Raw genomic sequence first — 18,566 nt, forward strand, 5'->3', positions numbered from 1 at the left:
TCAAGAATTCAGATCAAAAAATCTAATCTTTTAGCTATTTTTAAGCTCTACTGACCTCTTCTTTATCAAGTCACTAAACTCACTTAGATCTTCTTGAGTTGCTGATTTTTTTATGAAACTGCGAGCCCGTGACCTATCCGATCAGTATACTTATTCACATATTTTGGCAAACAGTATCTATTTCAGTCAACGCTAAAAAAGGGCTTAAATCAACGCCATATCAACTTACGACCGTTAAGGCACTATATACGGCAAAAAAGTAAGTATAATTGCAGAGAAAGTCGCTTAGAATAGCTTTTATTTGTAACTACACAGCAGATTATTAAATATTAAATATTCCAAGACCCGAAAAATAAAAGAGAATAAGATGGATAACCAAAATACTTTTGGAGAAAATATAGCCCAATTTAATGCAGAGTTAGGGGCCTTTTCTATTGATCTACCAAAAAACTACATGATTTTGCATCCCTATTCTGGAGAACAAAAAGAATTAATCAGTGAAATGAGTTCTATTTTTATAAGAAATTTTTCAACGATCTGCATCATCGCAAGTTGATCTTGGGAAGTTCTCCAGCTAGAAGAGGATCAGCAGTAACGGGAATTCCCTTTGAAGATGTCCAACATTTACAAGAAGAAACGGCTATAAAAATTGCGGGATTTCGGATCAATCAGGCGTCTTCAAATTTCATATACGAAGTAATGAATAATTATGGCGGAGTCCGAAAATTTTATCATGAATTTTGTTTGTCCCCTGGGAATAATCCAAAAAAATCCTAAAGGGAACTATGTAAACTGTAATTATTATGAAAATAAAAATATTTTAAAAATTTTACTTCCGTTTCTAGTTGAATCACTCCGTAAGATTATTTCTTTTGGAATAGATACTTCAATATGTTACTGCATTGGCAGCGGCGAAAACTATCAAGTTTTAAAAACGATAAATAACAGCCACAAATTCTTTGAAAAGATTATTCCATTAGAACATCCCAGATATATCACTCAATACCATGCACAAGATAAAGATAAATACTTAAATAAGTACTTACAGGCCTTAAATCTAGACTGACGTGTTAAAATAATTTGCGGTAACTACTAATCAATTAAAATGTGCGCAATCCATAGAATCGCAAGCGGACGTGGTTATCATTTGTCCCTAAAGTAATTCTTCTTTAAATTAATTATAAAATCTATCCACCACAAAAAAATTCTCCAACTCTGTTTGAGTTAGAGAATCAAGTTTGAAAGTTATTTTTTGGATTTGCTTTTTTCTTTCATTTCAGCCAAGCCATCAAATAAGAATGCTAAGACAGCATCTGTATGTTGGCGCCGACTAGCTGAGTTTCCTTTAGATGTGGGACGACGCCGTCCAGTCACACCTTTATGCGTATTTGCCATGTTCAGTCCTCCTCTCACCGTCAACTTAACCTTTTCAGTTTAAAAGATTTCGCCGGGAGATTCAAGTTTTATCCCGTAATTCTGGCGGCCAGCAAGCAATCTATGCGGATTTTCCTTAGTTAGTATGCTAACATTATTAGGAGGAGGATCGTTTATGACAGAAAATGTAATGCATATGATCAAGATTGTTTCTAATCAATTATCACGGGAGATTAACAACTTCGCCAAACAATTTGGTTTGACCGGAGTTCAACTCCAAATTATTGACTACATTAACCATCTGCCCCAGAACCAATTCGTCTACCAAAAAGATATCGAGCGCGAATTTAATATTCGACGTTCTACCGCCACTAGTGTTCTCCAAAAGATGGAAGAAAATCAACTCATTATTCGGAATGTTTCCCCATCTGACTCTCGAATCAAAATTATTTCAGCCTTACCGAAAGCCGAAGAAATCCAACCGCAGATTTCCCGATTTTTGGAAACTACCAATGAGCAATTACTCAGTTGCCTCAGTGCTTTCCAACGGCGGAGCTTTATCAAGGCTTTGGAAAAATTACCTGAACAAATTGACCTGATGACTACTAAGGAGGAAGATCATGACCACAAAAATCGTCTTTGATTGCGACCCGGGGAGCGATGATGCCCTAGCGATTTTAGAAACCTTCGCTCACCCCAAAGAAGTTGAAGTTTTAGGAATGACCACCGTTGGAGGCAACCAAGTTCTCACCAACGTCACCCGCAACCTGCAGCATTTACTTTGGTTCTTGCACCAACAAACTCCCATGGCTGCCGGGCAAGCTGTCCCTTTAATCAAAAACTTGGAAAATGCTTCTGAATTTCACGGGGAAAATGGTCTCGCCGGTCCCACTTTTCCTTCAGCTGCTGATCAATATCCGGTTCAAAAACAAGGCGGAATCGTTTTTCTCCATGAGATTATTAGCCAAAGTGACGTCCCGATCACCATTGTCGCCACGGCACCCTTAACCAATATCAGCCTCTTGCTTAAAGTTTTCCCAGAAGATAAGGCCAAGATTGCCCGAATTATCATCATGGGCGGAACTTTGACGGCCGGTAACGTGACGGACGCGGCCGAATTTAATTTCTACGTTGATCCCGATGCCGCCCAAATTGTCCTCAGTTCGGGGATTGAAATCATCCTTTGCGGTTTGGATGTAACGCACCACACGGCTTTAACTGCCCCCGAAATTGATTCTCTGCATGACCGCGGACCAGCTAGCGAATTAGCTTACAAAATTCTGGTTCCCTACTTTGCAGCTGAAAAAAAGCATGGCTTTACCATGGCTCCCATTCACGATTTAGCTACCATCACTTACCTCCTTCACCCAGAATACTTTCAAGGAGAAAAGCATGCTCTTGCAGTCGCAACCACTTGGGATGAGCAAAGAGGAGCCGTTCAGATCATAGAGCAAGAACCTGCTAATATTCTGGTCCTAAAGCAAGTTGACCGCGCCGCCGCCGCTCAATTTCTGCTTGACTCTTTAGCTCTTTTGGACGCGCGACTTTCATAATTTTTTCTGAAAATAAAACTTTTATCTTCACTTTTTGTCCATTCTAGTTTAGAATGATTCTAAACTAGAAATTCAAGGAGTGACTCCATGCACTATAAAAAATTATTAGTTATTTTTGGCATTGGCTTATTGGCCTTTGTCCTCGAATTTGCCTTCCATCTCAATCTCTGGGCGCAAATTCTAATTACTGTGGTCGGTTTACTTTTAGCCTTCTCGATGACCATTGAAATGATCAAAACCATTCGTTCCGGCAAGTACGGGGTTGACCTCCTAGCCATTATGGCGATCTTATCGACCTTGGCTGTCAGCCAATACTGGGCCAGTTTGATTATCCTTTTAATGTTGGTCGGCGGAGATACTTTAGAAGACTATGCCGCCAATAAAGCCGGCAGTGAACTCAAGGCGCTCTTAGAAAAAGCTCCGGAACAGGCTCACTTAATTGTTAGTCCAGAAGAAATTAAGGATGTCCAATTAGATACCGTCAAAATCGGCGATCACTTACTCGTGAAACCCGGAGAACAAGTTCCGGTCGATGGAAAAATTACCAAGGGTAGTGGCAGTTTCGATGAATCTTCCTTAACTGGTGAATCTCAACCCGTTGACAAACATTTCGGCAGCGAATTAATGTCGGGATCAATTAACGGGGATAGCCCCATCGAGTTCGAAGCGACTAAGCTGGCAACGGACTCGCAATACCAAAAGATTATTCGTTTAGTTAAGGAGTCCCAGAATCAACCCGCCCATTTTGTTCGTTTGGCTGATCGCTACGCGGTGCCTTTTACAATTGTCGCCTTAATTATTTCCGGTTTGGCTTGGCTAATTTCAGGCGATCCGAATCGTTTCGCCCAAGTCCTAGTAGTTGCCTCTCCTTGTCCTTTGATCTTAGCTGCTCCCATTGCTCTCGTTTCGGGAATGAGTCGTACCAGCCGGAACGGAATTATCGTTAAAAATGGGACCGCGATTGAAAAGCTATCCCTGCTCAAGGCGATTTTCTTTGATAAAACTGGCACCATTACGACTGGGGAATTATCTCTAGATTCCGTTGAGCCGACGCCGGGATTTGATAAGCAAACCTTACTCCAAACGGCAGCCAGTGTTGAACAACAATCTAACCACGTGCTGGCAATTTCCTTATTGAACTATTACCATGGTCCCTTACTTCAACCCGAAGATCTCAGTGAAGTTACGGCTCAAGGAGTCCAAGCTCAGTTACGCGGCCACCAAATCAAAGCTGGTCGGATTGAATTTGTCGATCCCCAGCAAAAGTTGACCCCGACTAAGCCCACGATCTACGTTTCCATCGATAACCAATATGCCGGAAAAATCACCTTCCTAGACCAAGTTCGACCAGAAGCAGCCCAAACGATGGCCGATTTACGCAATTTAGGAATTCAAGATCTCGAAATGTTGACCGGAGATAATGCAGAAACTGCCCAATTAGTCGCCCAACAGGTTAACTTATCTAAGTTCCAAGCCCAATTACTACCAGAAGATAAGATTAAAGCTCTCCAAAATTATCAGCTGGATCAACGGCCAATTGCGATGATTGGCGATGGTGTCAACGATGCCCCAGCTCTGGCGACCGCCGATGTGGGTGTAGCTATGGGAGCCAAAGGTTCTTCTGCTGCTAGTGAATCAGCTGATGTCGTGATTCTCAAAGATGACCTCAGTCGACTCAGTCGGGCGATCATTATCGCCAAAGAAACGATGGTCATTGCTAAGCAATCCGTCCTGATTGGGATCTTCATCTGTACTGCTTTGATGTTAATCGCGGCAGTTGGTATTATCCCAACCATCATTGGGGCTCTCCTCCAAGAAGTAATTGATACAATTTCCATTCTTTGGTCGCTAAAAGCCCGGCACGGAAAAACCAAATTCAACTAATTATTTATTCTTTAAAAATCAAAGCGAAAATTTTCCACTAAAAGAGGCTGTAACATAAGTCCAGTCAAAAATAAAAATAAGAGTTGCCAAACTAAAAAATCATTTGGTAACTCTTATTTTTACTCCTGTTTTTAAAAGTGGTCCTAAACGGGACCTTAAATTTAAGATGTTTAAGACTAATACTAACAATCCAGCTTCCTTAGTTACCTTATCTAAACCTCGAACCAAGAAACGACGGAACTTCAAAGAAGCCTTCAACCGTCCAAAAACAGGTTCGACATCAATCTTGCATTGTGCGTAACTTGACTTGGTCGGTCCGGCGGTTTGTAGTTGACGCTGTTGGGCATTATAGTATTCCCAATGCTTTACTTTTCGATCATCATGCGCCACTTGCGCCTGTTTTCTTTGAGCATCGTATCGTACTATAAGGAATAGTTACGGTTTTAGAACTTAATTCATCTTCGCAAAAACAGTAATTTCGCTCTGATCCATAACCGGCATCAGCAACGATGGTCGTGTCTAAAGCTTTCTGTGCTGCTAATTATTTCAAAAAAGGTGGTAAAGTTCGGGTATCATTGCGATTTTAAAACAAAAGGGACCGCTAGAAAATGAAAAATCTTCTAGCGGTCCTTTTTTCTTGGAAACTTATGTCACAGCCTCTTTTAGTAACCACAATTAGCTGCATATTTAATAAGAAAATTTTAGATAGTTCAGATTAATTATCAAATCAAGTGCGACCCTTCTGCCCGAAAACTTGGGATAATGTGTAGCAAGCTACAAGCTTATGAGGCCTATTATCTGGCTTCTTGTTACACTTCAATTAGAAATTTGTCCAGCAAAAAATATCTTCGTTTATCCATCATCAATACTGAATAATAATTTGTACAAATAATCTGTTCATAGCCACTACTGGAATTAAAGTTAACATAATATATATCACCTTGGCTTACTATTGAACTTCATTACCTACTGACTCACCCCAATCAAGCTCATGATCGCGTTTTCCGTCATCTTGCCAGTCCTTAAACAGTTCGTGAATATTAGTTGGACACTTTTTTATGGGCGTTAAAGTAATTGATCCATCTTTAATTGCTACTGTCATATCTTGGTTATCCTCTAACTGCTTAATAATTTGACTAGGAATTCTAACAGCCTTAGAGTTTCCCCACTTTGCCAAGCGTATTTGTTCTTTAAAGCGATATTTCAAATGATAAATTAATAGCCACATAAAAATATATAATAGCTATTTTTTAGCTTTTAACGTGATTAACCATTGACACAAGAATTATATATGCTAAACTAATGTCTGTAGGATAATTCCTGATCAGGAAATTATTTATTTAAAAATTGAGGGGAGGCATCTTTAATGAATTCATCTGATAAAATTAACGAATTTGTTGCCGTAAATTCTGGAGCAGAAGACTTTGAAGTTTCTGAAGTTCGCAATGATGACCACGACAGCACAAACTGGTTCTTTATCTAAATCAATTTCAAAGAGACATTTATCTAGGATTCAAAAGATGAATGTCTCTTTTCCTTAATTCTTAAGAATTAACACTTCTAATAAGAACAGAAGGAAGGCGAGACAATGGATCTTATGACTGAATTTGAAAGTTGGACCGCAGCCCACTCAACTGAAACCAATTTTGAAATCGCCGAAGTACGTCATACTAGTGACGATAGTATCAATTGGTTTTTCATTTAAGGACTAGCAAAAGAGGACCCTTGGCAGTTTGACTGACTAAAGGTCCTTTTTTGCAGAATGGAGATTAAGATTAATGGCAAAACTACTCGACTACTATCCCATGATTCATCGAGATAAATTGGTTTATACATACCAAACAGGTATTGTGCGGATCGGGACCGACGATAATGATGTGATCGAAATTACTGATCCGGAGGGTAAATTTCTACCGATCTGTCAACTGATGGACGGCGAACATTCCGTCCGTAGTCTCTTGCAAGAGTTCCCCGAACTCAGCTTACGCCAGTTAAGTCTGATGATTGTCAAACTGGGACAAAAACACTCTTTAGCAGTTTTAGAAGAACCTTTTTCAGAAATGACCCAAGCGGGCCGCTTCCAAGCTGATCTGACTTATTACTACAGTGAAGGCTTTGCTGGAGACCAAGTTTTAGAGCAAATTCAAAAGATGCACGTTACCATCTTTGGCGCTGGCGGCGGGGGTAGTTTGCTGGCCCTCCAACTAATCAATTTGGGGGTTCAACACCTTCATCTAGTTGATGACGATCTGATTGAACAATCAAATCTCAATCGACAATTTTTATTTCAAGACCAAGATCTAGGACATTTCAAAGTTGACGCTGTCCGACAATTTCTCTTGGCGCGCCAGCCCCAAGCCCAAATTACAGTTTCCAAACAACGAATCACCAGCGTAGCGGGGGCTAAGAAAGAACTGGAAAATGCTGATTGGGGTTTTTGCTGTATCGATGAGCCCCCCTATATTGCTCAGCGAATTATCAACCGTGCTTGCTTTGAAAAACAAATTCCCAGTCTTTATGGCTTTAGCGCCCGGGATTCCGGTAAATTACTATTAGTTGATCCTCGAAAAACCGCTTGTATTGACTGCCTCTTAAGCAGTCGCGACAACGCCGGCTTCCAACAACTAATTACGGCCTTTCAAAATGGTGATTTTCACCCAACTACCCCAATTATCCTGCCCAATATGCTCTTAGAAACTGCCTGGATTGCCAAACGTTGGCTTGATCAAGTTTTGCAACGACAAGAATTTGGTAATGCCTTGTATCGTTTTGATTACAATCAACTTCAAGAAGAGAAATTCGTCCCTTTCACCCGGCAAGACAATTGTCCGACGTGCGGTTCAATTAGAAATCGGAGCAAATTATGGTCAATTATTCCCATTCAGTAAGCCATTTAGACAATGGCCTCGTGGTCTATCAACGATCCTTCCCGGGAAGTCCCTTGGCTGGAGTAACTTGTAAAATTCATTTAAATTCTCAATATCAAAACGGCCTTCCCCATCTCATCGAGCATCTTTTGGTCCACCAGATTCCGCGTCCTGATTGGATCAAAATTTCCGGAAGTACGACAGCTCACTTTATCGCTCTGCAAATTCTCGGTGAAAAAGCGGCCATTGCTGACTTTTTGCCTAATTATTGGAAACAATTCCAACATTTTCAAGTTACTTCTGAGCAATTAGAGCGGGAAAAAGCCGTCGTTCAACAAGAATTACGACATTATCAAGCTAGCTTAACGGAAAAGTTTGCTACCCAAGCTAGGGGAAAGATGTTCGATGCTCAGCAACCTTACCATGATGAAGTTTTAGGAAATATTCAGGATTTAGCAACTATCAAGACCGCTGATATCACTGACTTTTGTGAAAAACAACTGACGCCAAAGCAAGTAACTTTTCTGATTGCCGGAGATTGTTCCCAAAATCCTCTCGACTTGCTGAAAGTTTGGTCCCAATGGCCGACACAGGCGACTGTCCCGCCAACTTCCAGTTCGGACTCCCCGGCTTTGCAAACTGAACCAGTCATTCTCGGGGATCCCCAAACAGCGCAAATCGCCCATTTATCACTCATTACGCCGCTAACAACTCAACCTTTACCTCCGGCCATGATTTTAGCGCTTAGTTTAACTTTTTCTTTATTACAAACTGGGCCTTCAGCCCTATTGCAGCAATTACACCAAACGGTTCCCCAACTCTATATGGCCCAACCGCTGCCCTTATACCGAGGGTCGCAATTATACTTACAAATTTTATCAGCTTGTGCGCCTAACGATGCCCCTAAAACTATCAAAGGCCTCCAGCAAGCTTTGGCCCAACTAAAGACGCTCCAAGATCCGCAATTAACCGCGGCCTTTCGTGCCCTGACTTTCCAACAAGATTGTCTTTTTGATGGCGTCGCTAGTAGTTTGGCCGCTTTTGCCCGCATGGATCCTTCTCAAGAAAAAATTGTTTCCTTAACTCAAGTCCACCGCAAGGCAATTTTAAAATCTTGGCAAGAGTTGACTACTACTTTAGCCTCCGACCAACAACCGTATAATATTTTATTAAAGTATCAATAGGAGTGCCTATGACTCTCAAATATGCTCCCATCTGGCAAATCATTCTCTATGTAGTTCTCGCCCTAGCTAAAGGATTACAGGTGGTCTTTGTTGCCTACATCTTTCAGCAATTTATTAATTTCGCCCAAGCTCCCACCGGGAGCTTAGGATTGCTCACTCTAGGGGCCTTAGGCGGTTTGCTAGTTTTTGGCGGCCTCAGTATTGTTTATCAATTTATCACGACCAAAATTGTCGCCACTATTAATTTACGCTTGAAAAGTCAAGCCGCAACTGCCCTTCTCCAAACACGCCCGGAGCAGAATAATCTGGACACTTCTTTTTTAACTAATGACCTCAAACAAATCGAAACTGCCCGCATCCAAGCTGAACTAAAAATTATCTTTAACGCTGGCCAATTCATTGAAGCCTTGATTGCTGCTCTGGTCAGTTCTTGGTCCTTAGCTCTGATTTTCCTAGTCGCGGCCTTAGCTCCGGCTACTATTCAAAAGCTCTTTGGACAAGCCATTGCTCAACGGGCCGCGCACTGGCAAATTGCCAACCGCCACTATACTCGAACCGTCCAAGACACTGTCACCGGGGTTGGCTTAGCCCAGCTCTATCAGGTCGGAGCCACCTTCCAAAAACGTTTCGCGCAAGCTGCTCAAAAAATGGAAACCGCTTTACAGCAGACCAACTGGCTGCAAGCTACTGCCACGGAGGTAACCACCACCGGAGCCTATATCTGTAGTCTAATCATCCCCTTTGCATTTGGAATTTACTTCGTCGTTCATGGACAGATTTCCTTGGGAACTTTCATGATGATTACCCAATTAGCCAACAATTTCATTAATCCGATCGTCAATATTTTCAGTGCCCTTAATGATCGCCACACCACCAGTCCCATCTGGCAACAATTACAAGCTAGTCTCGCCAACAGGTCAACTTTTCCCCCAGCAAAATTAACTCCCGGACCAACTTTTCAGCAGCTTGAACTCCAAGACGCTACCGTCGTCTTAGGGGAACAAACTATTTTTCGAGGGCTCAACTTAAGGGTGAAAGCCGGTGAAAAAGTGTTGCTCAAAGCTCCCTCTGGTTGGGGAAAATCGACCCTCCTCCAGGTTTTGACCGGAAATTATCGGCTTACTGCCGGCAAATACTTAATTAACGGTCTTGATTGTACGGGTAATTGGGAGCAAGCCCATCAATACTGTGCCGTCATCCAACAGGAACCTTTTATTTTAGACGATACTTTGCGCTACAACATTACTCTCGGACGTCCCTTAAGTTTGGAACAATTAACACAAGCCGCTACTCAAGCTGGCTTAAGTGATTTAGTTGCTACTAAAGGTTGGAATTATCAAGTCGGTCCCCACGGCCAAAATCTTTCGGGAGGACAAAATCAACGCTTGGAAATCGCGCGCGCTTTAGTGGCTCAACGACCTTTACTCTTGGCCGACGAAGCAACTTCCGCTTTAGACCCCCACTTAGCTCAACAAATTCATCAAATCTTCTTACGAGATTTTCCAGGAACAGTGATTGAAGTTGCTCACCAAATTAGCCCTGCTGATCAAAGACTTTTCGATCGCATTTTAGATTTAACAGAATTGGGCACTCCCACTGCTTAAAAACTCCCCAGAACAAATAAACTGACTCTCCAGTAAGGGTCAGTTTTCTTTTTTACTAAAATTTTCACTTGGCAAAGGGAACCCTTGTCTAATCATGGCGACCAAGGTAAAAACAAAGACTCAAGAGGCCTGAAACAAGCATGAAGTTAATTATTAGAACTAAATATACTGGGACACTGGCAACCAAAGCACTTGTCCCTAATAAGACTAAGAGCGAGGCGCAACGACTCAAGGTGAGTTGAAGGAAGTCAAAGCACTAATTCTCGTCGGCGAAATAATTTGTGCAAAGTAAGTTTTACAAGGATAATCCAGCAAGCTGTAGGCAAAAACAAAGGCTAAGTAGATTAGAGCCATTAACCAACGCTGCCGTCCCCAAAAGACTAAGGCTAAGAGACAACTTCCCGCAAAGATCAAAGCCCAACTGCGACGGGAAGGCAGTCGAGTCAGGGGCACACTACAAGCCAAAATCGAGATAGCTTGAAATAATAAGTAAATTAGACTAAAAATTGCTTTGGGAAATTTTGACTCCAATAAGAAAGCCTGCCATAACTGATAATGGGTCTGGAAAAAGATTTGCATGACGACATTTAAGAGGACAATCATACCTAGTCGCGGTTGTGTTCGTAACTCCTGCAAACTAGTCTGCAGATGCTGGTGAATTTTACGAGTCATTTTGGGCGAACTTTCAGCAGGCAGCCAAGTTTGTAAACCATGATATTGCCAAATTACTAGTCCACTAGCAATTAAGGTCACCCCAAAGGCTAAAATATAAATCTGGCCACCGATGACAAAATACAAGTTGCCCCCCAATAAACTACCTAAAATCAAAGCTCTAAAATAGATTCGCTGATCATTTTTGACAAAGGGATCAACTTGGGCGCCTTCTCCCAAATACTTGAGATCATTAATTATCTGGGCATCAATCGTTCCACTCCACAAAACTGAAGAAATCCCATATAAAATCCAGGCCAAGACTAGAACCGGAAAAAAATGTCCCCAACAGATTAGGAGAAACATTTCCAACAACAAGGCATTGGCCAATAAATAAATTATTTTCTTAAAATATAAATCAGCCCAAACGCCGTTGGGAAATTCACACAGCAAAACCAAGCCACTGAAACTGGCTTCAATGAGCATAATTGTGCTAAAGTCAGCCCCTTATCCAATAAGAGGACTGTTAAAATCGCATGAGGTAAAGATAAAGCCACGGTGACTAAAGCCAAGGCCCCGTAATAAATTCTCTGATTACGTCGCAACTGTTCGAGCATCAATCCCACCTCAGATCAAAAAAACATTAATTGATGCGCACTATATCATAATTTATTAGTTGACGCAAAAACAGAGTATTTCCCCGAGTTAGATTTTAAAGAAGCTGATAATTCCCATGATGACCATAACTACGGCAAAAAAGTAGCCGAAATAGAGGGTCGCCAAAGAAAAGTGCGAGCTAGAAGATGTCTGTTGCTGTTTCAAAACTCGAAAGTAGCGTTGAGTATTAATAAATTCCAGAATCCCCAAAATAATCGCGAAAATTCCTAATAATAGATTAAACATTGTTTTTCCCTCCAATAGTAAGAGTTAGTCTGAAATGGTTGTAGGACGGTCTTGCTAGTGAAACAAACCTTAACTGGAAATAATTTGACCTTGATTTCTCTTTGGATGATATTCGAGACAGGTAATTTCTCCTCTTTAATGTCATTGAGAACCTCTTCAATCTTACTTCTAAAAAAATAATTATAGACTTAATAGTCAATACAAAAGTTTTAAAACTCAATTATTCTGATCAGATTGTCCTAAAAAATAATTTTTATAATAAGCAAAAAATGATTCTTTCCCCGTAATAATGGAACCCTGGCCAACCATTCCATAGTGTAAATTATTACTTTGCTTAGTGGGGATTCTGGCTAAGGCCTCTACAACATAAAAATTACTTTTATTAATTGTTACTGGTGCCACACTAATTGTTTCAATTTTTCCCTCTAATATAATAGGAGTGGAAACATTTCGGATAATTTTTAATCTTAATTTCTGTCCCTTTTTAATTGTTGAAATATCTCGAGGTTCAACATAAGACTTAATTTTAACAAATTTATTTCTCCCCAATACTGGATAAACCTGAGCGATTGGATTCCCCATTCCTATTAATTTAGAATGTTCATCAGGATTAAGAATATGAATCATACCAGAAATTGGTGCTTTAACCTCCAGATCCTTAGTAGAGCTTTGCACACTTTTTATTTTTAAATTATTTTCATCTTTTTTCTGTTCCAATTCAACTTTCGATTCTGAACAGGACTTTAGTTGTTCATTTTGCAAGCTTAAAATTTTTTGATTATTTGAGGCAATATTATATTGATTAGAATCAAAATTTTCCAATTCTATCTTTTGTTGTGTAGAACTTTGAATAGTATTTCTTAATTGATCCACATGCTGCTGCAAGTTATTTAAATATTCTTCTTTATTGGCACTTCTTTCTGCCTCTGAAAGGTCCCTATTTTGCTTTTCATAATCTTGATAAATATAACTATACTTAGAATTTCGAGGACGTATTCCAGATTTAATAGCACTAATAACATCTATATAAGAGTTCAATTGACTTTGATTTATTTGCAAACTAGAATTAATATTATTAGTAATTTGGCTTTTTTTACTATTCTCCTGACTAGATTTTTGTTTTAAATTACTATTTTCCAAAAGATATACTTGGCGTTGATTGCTATAACTGTTATAAAGATCCTCATAACCAAACTTATCATTTCCAAAAAAAAGATTTCGATTTTGTTGAATACTAGTCTTCAAGGTCTCAAGAGCACTAATCTGTTGTTGCATTAAATCATTTTGTCGTCGTAATAAATCTAGTTGACGATTAATTGAATCGGATTGATAGGTAACTAGCGGCTTTCCTTTATGAACTAAATGACCCTCTTTAAGATAATTATGGATAATTTTATTATTACTTGTAGATTGAATAATTGGAACCGCTTTCCCTGAATCAACTTGCCCTCCAGACTGAATTGTAATTTCACGTTGGCAGAATAACGAAAAAATTACTACTAGTATTACTAATAACGTCACGGGAATAATAATCATTGTTGAAAAATTACTAAAACGTTTATCATAAAATTCGCTACTCTCTAAAATCGATTTATCCATTATTATCATCCCCCGTGGCATGTAAAAGTTGATAATATTCCCCTCTTAGATGAACCAATTCTTGATGTGTACCTTGTTCTATCAATTTACCATGCTTCAAAACAACAATATTGTTAGTCTTCTGAGCAATAGCTAAGCGATGAGCAATGAAAATGATCGTTTTATTCAGATCTAATAGTTCATCTATCAGATGCGCCTCTGTGATCGCATCTAATCCACTAGTAGATTCATCTAAAATAAGAACTTGAGCCGGAGATAGCAATGCTCGAGCAATAGTAATTCTTTGTTTTTGACCACCAGATAAAATATCTCCATTCTCATCCAAGGGTGTTTCATATTGAAGAGACATTTTTTCAATATCAGTTTGAATTTGTGCAATTGCACAGGCCTGACGGATATCTTCAAAGGTTACATCCTTACGATTTCCTAATTTTAGATTTTCTAAAATAGTTCCAGAAAAAACATAAGGAGTCTGTGGAACATAAATAATTTGACTTCGCAGTGTTTCTTTATCAATTTCGATCAAATTATTTTTGTTAATCAGGACTCTTCCGGCAGATGGATCAAAAAAACTAACCAAGAGTTTAACTAAAGTCGATTTTCCCGAGCCGCTCATTCCTACAATTGTCAATTTAGATTGCGGCTGAATAGTTAGATTAATATCGTTAAGGACATCTTCACCATAACCATATTTATAATGGATATGTTCCAAAACTATTGGTCCTTGGAGAGATTCAATATTTTTAATTGGTCTTTGTTGCTTAAATTCTGAATCAATAAAATATATTTCGCTTAATCTATTATTAGCCACCTTAGCACTTTGTAACTTGGGCTGGAGATTGATGATATTTTGGAGGGGATTTGTAAAATATGTTAATAACGCATTAAAAGTCATCAATTGTCCTATAGTTAAAACATTACGAACTACCAAATTTGACCCAATCCATAAGACAACTACCCCGAGTCCAAGCTGAACAAACAATTTTAAGGCCTGCTGCAATTGGTCTATTTTTGTGTATTTTAAATTTTTCCTTAATAAATCAACAAATTCTTGATCTACCTTTTGATAGCTTTGTTGTTCGCTTGAAAGAGCCTTAATAGTTTCAATTCCATGTAGATCTTCAATAATTGATGAATCTAGTATCGCACCACTTTCCATCTGCTTTCGATTCAAAGTTTCAAAGGGTTTATTAAAGATCCAAATAATAATACTATAAATTGGCAAAGCTACTAAAGTAATCAAAAATAGAATACCATTTTGCAGCGTTAAGACGATCGCCATAATAACTACTATCGTTAAATCTAAGCCAACCGAAATAATAGAACTAGCTAAAGCATCAATAATTTTGTTAGCATCATTAAATCGCGAAATAATATCTCCCGTTTTACGAGTAGTAAAAAAAGACATTGGCAATTCAAAGATATGACGAATATATCCCAAAATGATATCAATCGAAAGTCTTTGACCTAAAATCGCCAACAAGAAATTTTCAGCATAAGAAAATAACGCCTGAAAAATGTAAGCAACAATTAATCCTATCGCAATTAGAGATAAAGTATGCATCGTGTTATTAGGAATATAAGTATCAATAATACTTTGAAGGAAATAGGAACCCAGAATACTGATTAGGGTAACCAAAAGAGCCGCTAAAATAATATTAATTAAAAGTTGCTTTTGTTTCAAAATAACTGGCAAAAATTGAAACAATGAATCTGATTTTTTATCTTTAACTGGCTTATAAGTAGAAGTTGGTGCAAAAAAGAGAGCTACTCCACTCCACTCTTGAGCAAATTGTTTGCGTGGCATCTTAGTAATCTGGATATCAGGATTAGGATCAGCTATCAAAATATTTTTTCCAGTAGCTTGAAGTACTACATAATAATGAAGTAATCCTCCTTCTTTAATCACATGAGCAATAAAAGGGTATGGAATATCCTGTAAATCAAATAAAGTCATATCAGCTTGAATTGCCCGAACTTCAAGATCAAAATGCTCCGCCGCTTTTTTGAGTCCCAGAGCCGTTGTCCCTTCATTGTTTGTTTTCGTAAAATTACGTAATTTGGCTAGTGAAAACTGTGAACCATAATTTTTCAAAATCATGGCCAAAGAAGCTACCCCACAATCTTCTTCATCAACTTGTGCTACATAAATTTTTTTAAGATTCATAGTTTATCTCCCACCTAAAAAATTAAGACAAAAATTCCTGGGAAATGTAAAAGATTTTTACCCATCTAGACTACAAAATATAAATTTAGATAATAATAACTGTTATTAATCTATCCAAAGAATTACCTAAATACAAGCTTGTTATTTAAGACATTCCTAACTCTTCCTCGTATTATATAAATTAATTTAGATAGGCTTTAGTTAACCACTTATATCTTGGCCTCTATATGATAATTTTTAATTGCTATTTACTTTAATTATTTGTTACATACTGTAATTTTCTACGGCTTTTCTATCTAAAAAACATACTACTCAGACCAATCTTCTAATATACTCATATGCTATTCCAATTTCTTGGTTATGCTACGATTCATGATAGTAAGTATCCACCAGCATAGCTGCTCTAGAAGGGCTCCACCTGGCACAAAAAGCCCCTTTAAGGGGCCCAACAAAACACTATCAACCGCTAACTATTCTTATTTACTCTCTACTATTTCTTAAAGGGATCTAGATACTCTCTCTTACTGATACTATCTTGGACACGATCTTCGGCTTCCCGTTCCCAAATATATTTTTGAATAATTTTCTAATTTAATCCCACGGTACTGACATAGTACCCGCGCGCCCAAAAGCTTCGATTTCCATAATTATATTTTAAGTTAGCGTGCCGCTCGTGAATGATTACGGCACTACGTCCTTTTAAATTGCCCACAAACTGGGAAACACTCAGTTTTGGGAGGAATTCGAACCAACATATGAATGTGATCTGGCATCGCATGGGCTTCGATAATCTCTACTTCTTTCAGCTCACAGAGCCTTCTTAAAATACGGCCAATGTCGATTCTTAATTCACCATAAATCACCTTACGTCGATACTTGGGTATAAAAACTAGATGATACTTACAATTCCATCTAGTGTATGCTAAGCTATTAGCGTCTTGTTTCAAGACCAAAAAAACTTCCTTTCGATTTAGTTATGGTTGATAGCCAAAAACTATTATCTCGAAAGGAAGTTTTTCATGCTAAAGCTGTTTTGTCCCCCACAAGTAAAACTTGTGGTTTATTCGATCGTATTAACAAAAAATGTGGAAAAATAATTTAAAATTATTATTTTTCCACATACTATAATCACCATTAATAATTACACAAGTGTTTATATTCCTCACGTGTTTGAAACTAAACAAATACCGTTATGATCAAAGTAGAAGATAATCAAGAATCTAAAATAGATCACCTAAAGTCATAACTAACTATCATAAATCTCTAAATATAATGTCTTATATCCGAGTCATATTTTAACTATCCTACAACTAAAGTGACTAAAAATTAAATAACAATTGAACATTTATTCCAGTATCTTACTATCCAAAATCAAAGCATCCTTAATCATCGGATCTTTTATATTAAGATATATCTCACGTGCTTTATCATAATTATGAGTTAGTATAAAGAGCCTAACAAGTAATGCACTTAAAGCCTCCTCAGAACCTTGAGACTCCTCATCAACTTCTGTCTCGTTTACATTTGAATATCTACTAATGATTTCATTTAAATACAATTGACTAGTACTCTCAACGTAAGAAAAAAATGTGCTCAAATTATACATAACAAAATTTACATCATAGGGAAAAATACTATCAGCAAAATCAGCACATTCTTTGACTATTTTCCAATTTTGCTTGCTAATCATCAATAAACAAAACTGCTCTAATAAATATTTCAAGTATGGTCCAGATCGGATATTTTCTTTAAGAAAAACTTTATTATTAATATTTTTAAAAATGTTTTTTTCCAGTTGTTCTTGATATTTACTATTAGAAATAAGTCCTAATTCAATATAGTCTGGAGTCACTAAAGAAATCCATCTTGGATTATTAGGTTCTAATTCGATATTTTTAAGAAGTAGCTTTGAATATCTTTCTGCTTTACTAAATTTATTGATATCTTCAACACTAGTACCTGTATTATTAAAAACAATATCAGTATCTATTTTAAGATTTTGTTTAGCATTTTTACTTCTTAATTCTTCATGAACATATCCAAAATAATAAATGGTATCTGTCTTCTTAAATATTCTTTTAGATCTAACAAATGATCCCAAACTGCTAAGATTTTGTTTAACGGTACACGCTATATCATATCCGGGGTATTTGGAGTCAATATTATACACAAATTGATGTAAAACTTCATAGCTTAAATTTGAATCTAAATATTCATCAGAGTCAACACAAAATACCCAGTCTCCTTTCCTGATAAAAGACAAACATTTATTACGCATAAGAGAATAGTTTTCTATCCATTTGATTTTTCTTATTATTACATCAGGAAATTCATTTTGAATATTTTTCACAGTATTATCAGTAGATCCTGTATCTACCACTATTATTTTATCACAAATATTTTTTATTAATTTGATGGTTTTTACGATCTTTACTTCCTGATTTTTAACCATTATTAAACCGATAATTATAGGAGCGCGGTCGTTAGTTTGAATATTTATTGTTTTAAAATTTGAATCAGAAAAATCATTAGGATCTCTATATTTCATGTATAAAACATCTTCTTTCTAATTCTTTCAAATTACTTATACAACTATATTTTCAAAAAACTGTGATTGTACCTAATAAAAATAAGGTTACCCCAAAAACAAAACCAGCGTAAACTGCATAAAGCGAAAATTGTGAAGTGGCCTTAGTGGCATCATTTTTAATAAATCTAAAATACTTAATTGAATTAATTATCTGAAATATAGCTAAAAGCATTAAAAATATACCTATTAG

The 18,566-nt window shown here is 37.7% G+C and carries 16 protein-coding genes and 1 pseudogene; 8 read left to right on the forward strand and 9 right to left on the reverse strand.

The genetic code is table 11. The features are described from left to right. The first annotated feature begins 367 nt into the window (after positions 1–367). Both HU830_RS08885 and HU830_RS05005 read left to right on the forward strand, forming a co-directional pair. A complete protein-coding gene (locus tag HU830_RS08885) occupies positions 368–556 on the forward strand; it encodes a hypothetical protein (RefSeq protein ID WP_228765813.1) in 189 nt (62 codons plus the stop codon). 177 nt (positions 557–733) lie between these two features. Next, positions 734–1,066, forward strand: a complete 333-nt coding sequence (locus HU830_RS05005; RefSeq protein WP_324196308.1) for a uracil-DNA glycosylase family protein — start codon at positions 734–736, stop codon at positions 1,064–1,066. 179 nt (positions 1,067–1,245) lie between these two features. On the opposite strand, the gene HU830_RS05010 is transcribed toward HU830_RS05005, so the two are convergent. After that, a complete protein-coding gene (locus HU830_RS05010) occupies positions 1,246–1,395 on the reverse strand; it encodes a hypothetical protein (RefSeq protein ID WP_176942693.1) in 150 nt (49 codons plus the stop codon). 154 nt (positions 1,396–1,549) lie between these two features. Here HU830_RS05010 and HU830_RS05015 point away from each other — a divergent pair, with 154 nt between their 5' ends. From HU830_RS05015 to HU830_RS05025, 3 genes are all read left to right on the forward strand, one after another. Beyond that, a complete protein-coding gene (locus HU830_RS05015) occupies positions 1,550–2,017 on the forward strand; it encodes a MarR family winged helix-turn-helix transcriptional regulator (RefSeq protein WP_176942694.1) in 468 nt (155 codons plus the stop codon). Further along, a complete protein-coding gene (locus HU830_RS05020; RefSeq protein ID WP_176942695.1) occupies positions 1,995–2,927 on the forward strand; it encodes a nucleoside hydrolase in 933 nt (310 codons plus the stop codon). The genes HU830_RS05015 and HU830_RS05020 overlap by 23 nt, the downstream gene beginning before the upstream one ends. Positions 2,928–3,014: 87 nt before the next feature. Next, positions 3,015–4,811, forward strand: a complete 1,797-nt coding sequence (locus HU830_RS05025) for a heavy metal translocating P-type ATPase (protein WP_176942696.1) — start codon at positions 3,015–3,017, stop codon at positions 4,809–4,811. A 99-nt stretch (positions 4,812–4,910) separates the two neighbouring features. On the opposite strand, the gene HU830_RS09190 is transcribed toward HU830_RS05025, so the two are convergent. Together HU830_RS09190 and HU830_RS05035 are read right to left on the reverse strand one after the other, a co-directional pair. Beyond that, a complete protein-coding gene (locus tag HU830_RS09190; protein ID WP_176942697.1) occupies positions 4,911–5,201 on the reverse strand; it encodes a transposase in 291 nt (96 codons plus the stop codon). Between the two features lie 559 nt (positions 5,202–5,760). Then, positions 5,761–6,039 carry an AbrB/MazE/SpoVT family DNA-binding domain-containing protein gene (locus tag HU830_RS05035; RefSeq protein WP_176942698.1) on the reverse strand — a complete coding sequence of 93 codons (279 nt, stop codon included), beginning with the start codon at positions 6,037–6,039 and terminating at the stop codon, positions 5,761–5,763. 550 nt (positions 6,040–6,589) lie between these two features. Here HU830_RS05035 and HU830_RS05040 point away from each other — a divergent pair. The 3 genes from HU830_RS05040 to HU830_RS05050 are packed head-to-tail and all read left to right on the forward strand — an operon-like array spanning position 6,590 to position 10,466. After that, positions 6,590–7,699, forward strand: coding sequence for a ThiF family adenylyltransferase (locus tag HU830_RS05040; protein WP_176942699.1), 1,110 nt, complete (start codon positions 6,590–6,592; stop codon positions 7,697–7,699). Then, positions 7,675–8,862 carry a peptidase M16 family protein gene (locus tag HU830_RS05045; RefSeq protein ID WP_176942700.1) on the forward strand — a complete coding sequence of 396 codons (1,188 nt, stop codon included), beginning with the start codon at positions 7,675–7,677 and terminating at the stop codon, positions 8,860–8,862. The genes HU830_RS05040 and HU830_RS05045 overlap by 25 nt, the downstream gene beginning before the upstream one ends. An 8-nt stretch (positions 8,863–8,870) precedes the next feature. Further along, the gene (locus HU830_RS05050; protein WP_176942701.1) at positions 8,871–10,466 is read left to right on the forward strand and encodes an ATP-binding cassette domain-containing protein; all 1,596 of its coding nucleotides are present in this window, start codon (positions 8,871–8,873) and stop codon (positions 10,464–10,466) included. A 228-nt stretch (positions 10,467–10,694) separates the two neighbouring features. Here HU830_RS05050 and HU830_RS05055 read toward each other — a convergent pair whose 3' ends face one another. The 6 genes and pseudogenes from HU830_RS05055 to HU830_RS05080 all read right to left on the reverse strand — a co-directional run bounded on the left by HU830_RS05055 (position 10,695) and on the right by HU830_RS05080 (position 18,334). Beyond that, a complete protein-coding gene (locus HU830_RS05055) occupies positions 10,695–11,603 on the reverse strand; it encodes an MFS transporter (protein WP_176942702.1) in 909 nt (302 codons plus the stop codon). A 219-nt stretch (positions 11,604–11,822) separates the two neighbouring features. Next, entirely contained in the window at positions 11,823–12,020 is a 198-nt protein-coding gene (locus HU830_RS05060; RefSeq protein WP_176942703.1) for a hypothetical protein, read from the reverse strand. Between the two features lie 216 nt (positions 12,021–12,236). Continuing rightward, a complete protein-coding gene (locus HU830_RS05065) occupies positions 12,237–13,619 on the reverse strand; it encodes a bacteriocin secretion accessory protein (protein ID WP_176942704.1) in 1,383 nt (460 codons plus the stop codon). After that, the gene (locus HU830_RS05070; RefSeq protein WP_176942705.1) at positions 13,612–15,786 is read right to left on the reverse strand and encodes a peptide cleavage/export ABC transporter; all 2,175 of its coding nucleotides are present in this window, start codon (positions 15,784–15,786) and stop codon (positions 13,612–13,614) included. Before HU830_RS05070 ends, HU830_RS05065 begins: the two co-directional genes overlap by 8 nt. 490 nt (positions 15,787–16,276) lie before the next feature. After that, positions 16,277–16,733: pseudogene (gene tnpA, locus HU830_RS05075) on the reverse strand (IS200/IS605 family transposase). Positions 16,734–17,131: 398 nt separating this feature from the next. Continuing rightward, a complete protein-coding gene (locus HU830_RS05080; protein WP_176942706.1) occupies positions 17,132–18,334 on the reverse strand; it encodes a glycosyltransferase in 1,203 nt (400 codons plus the stop codon). Positions 18,335–18,566: the final 232 nt, after the last annotated feature.

The organism is Bombilactobacillus apium, from assembly GCF_013385145.1.
Lineage (GTDB): Bacteria > Bacillota > Bacilli > Lactobacillales > Lactobacillaceae > Bombilactobacillus > Bombilactobacillus apium.

Excerpts from the sequence above, each read along its gene's own strand:
- HU830_RS08885 (WP_228765813.1), top strand. The coding sequence starts at position 368 with ATGGATAACCAAAATACTTTTGGAGAAAATATAGCCCAATTTAATGCA.
- HU830_RS05005 (WP_324196308.1), top strand. The coding sequence starts at position 734 with ATGAATTTTGTTTGTCCCCTGGGAATAATCCAAAAAAATCCTAAAGGG.
- HU830_RS05010 (WP_176942693.1), bottom strand. The coding sequence starts at position 1,395 with ATGGCAAATACGCATAAAGGTGTGACTGGACGGCGTCGTCCCACATCT.
- HU830_RS05015 (WP_176942694.1), top strand. The coding sequence starts at position 1,550 with ATGACAGAAAATGTAATGCATATGATCAAGATTGTTTCTAATCAATTA.
- HU830_RS05020 (WP_176942695.1), top strand. The coding sequence starts at position 1,995 with ATGACCACAAAAATCGTCTTTGATTGCGACCCGGGGAGCGATGATGCC.
- HU830_RS05025 (WP_176942696.1), top strand. The coding sequence starts at position 3,015 with ATGCACTATAAAAAATTATTAGTTATTTTTGGCATTGGCTTATTGGCC.
- HU830_RS05035 (WP_176942698.1), bottom strand. The coding sequence starts at position 6,039 with ATGTGGCTATTAATTTATCATTTGAAATATCGCTTTAAAGAACAAATA.
- HU830_RS05040 (WP_176942699.1), top strand. The coding sequence starts at position 6,590 with ATGGCAAAACTACTCGACTACTATCCCATGATTCATCGAGATAAATTG.
- HU830_RS05045 (WP_176942700.1), top strand. The coding sequence starts at position 7,675 with ATGGTCAATTATTCCCATTCAGTAAGCCATTTAGACAATGGCCTCGTG.
- HU830_RS05050 (WP_176942701.1), top strand. The coding sequence starts at position 8,871 with ATGACTCTCAAATATGCTCCCATCTGGCAAATCATTCTCTATGTAGTT.
- HU830_RS05055 (WP_176942702.1), bottom strand. The coding sequence starts at position 11,603 with ATGCTCATTGAAGCCAGTTTCAGTGGCTTGGTTTTGCTGTGTGAATTT.
- HU830_RS05060 (WP_176942703.1), bottom strand. The coding sequence starts at position 12,020 with ATGTTTAATCTATTATTAGGAATTTTCGCGATTATTTTGGGGATTCTG.
- HU830_RS05065 (WP_176942704.1), bottom strand. The coding sequence starts at position 13,619 with ATGGATAAATCGATTTTAGAGAGTAGCGAATTTTATGATAAACGTTTT.
- HU830_RS05070 (WP_176942705.1), bottom strand. The coding sequence starts at position 15,786 with ATGAATCTTAAAAAAATTTATGTAGCACAAGTTGATGAAGAAGATTGT.
- HU830_RS05080 (WP_176942706.1), bottom strand. The coding sequence starts at position 18,334 with ATGAAATATAGAGATCCTAATGATTTTTCTGATTCAAATTTTAAAACA.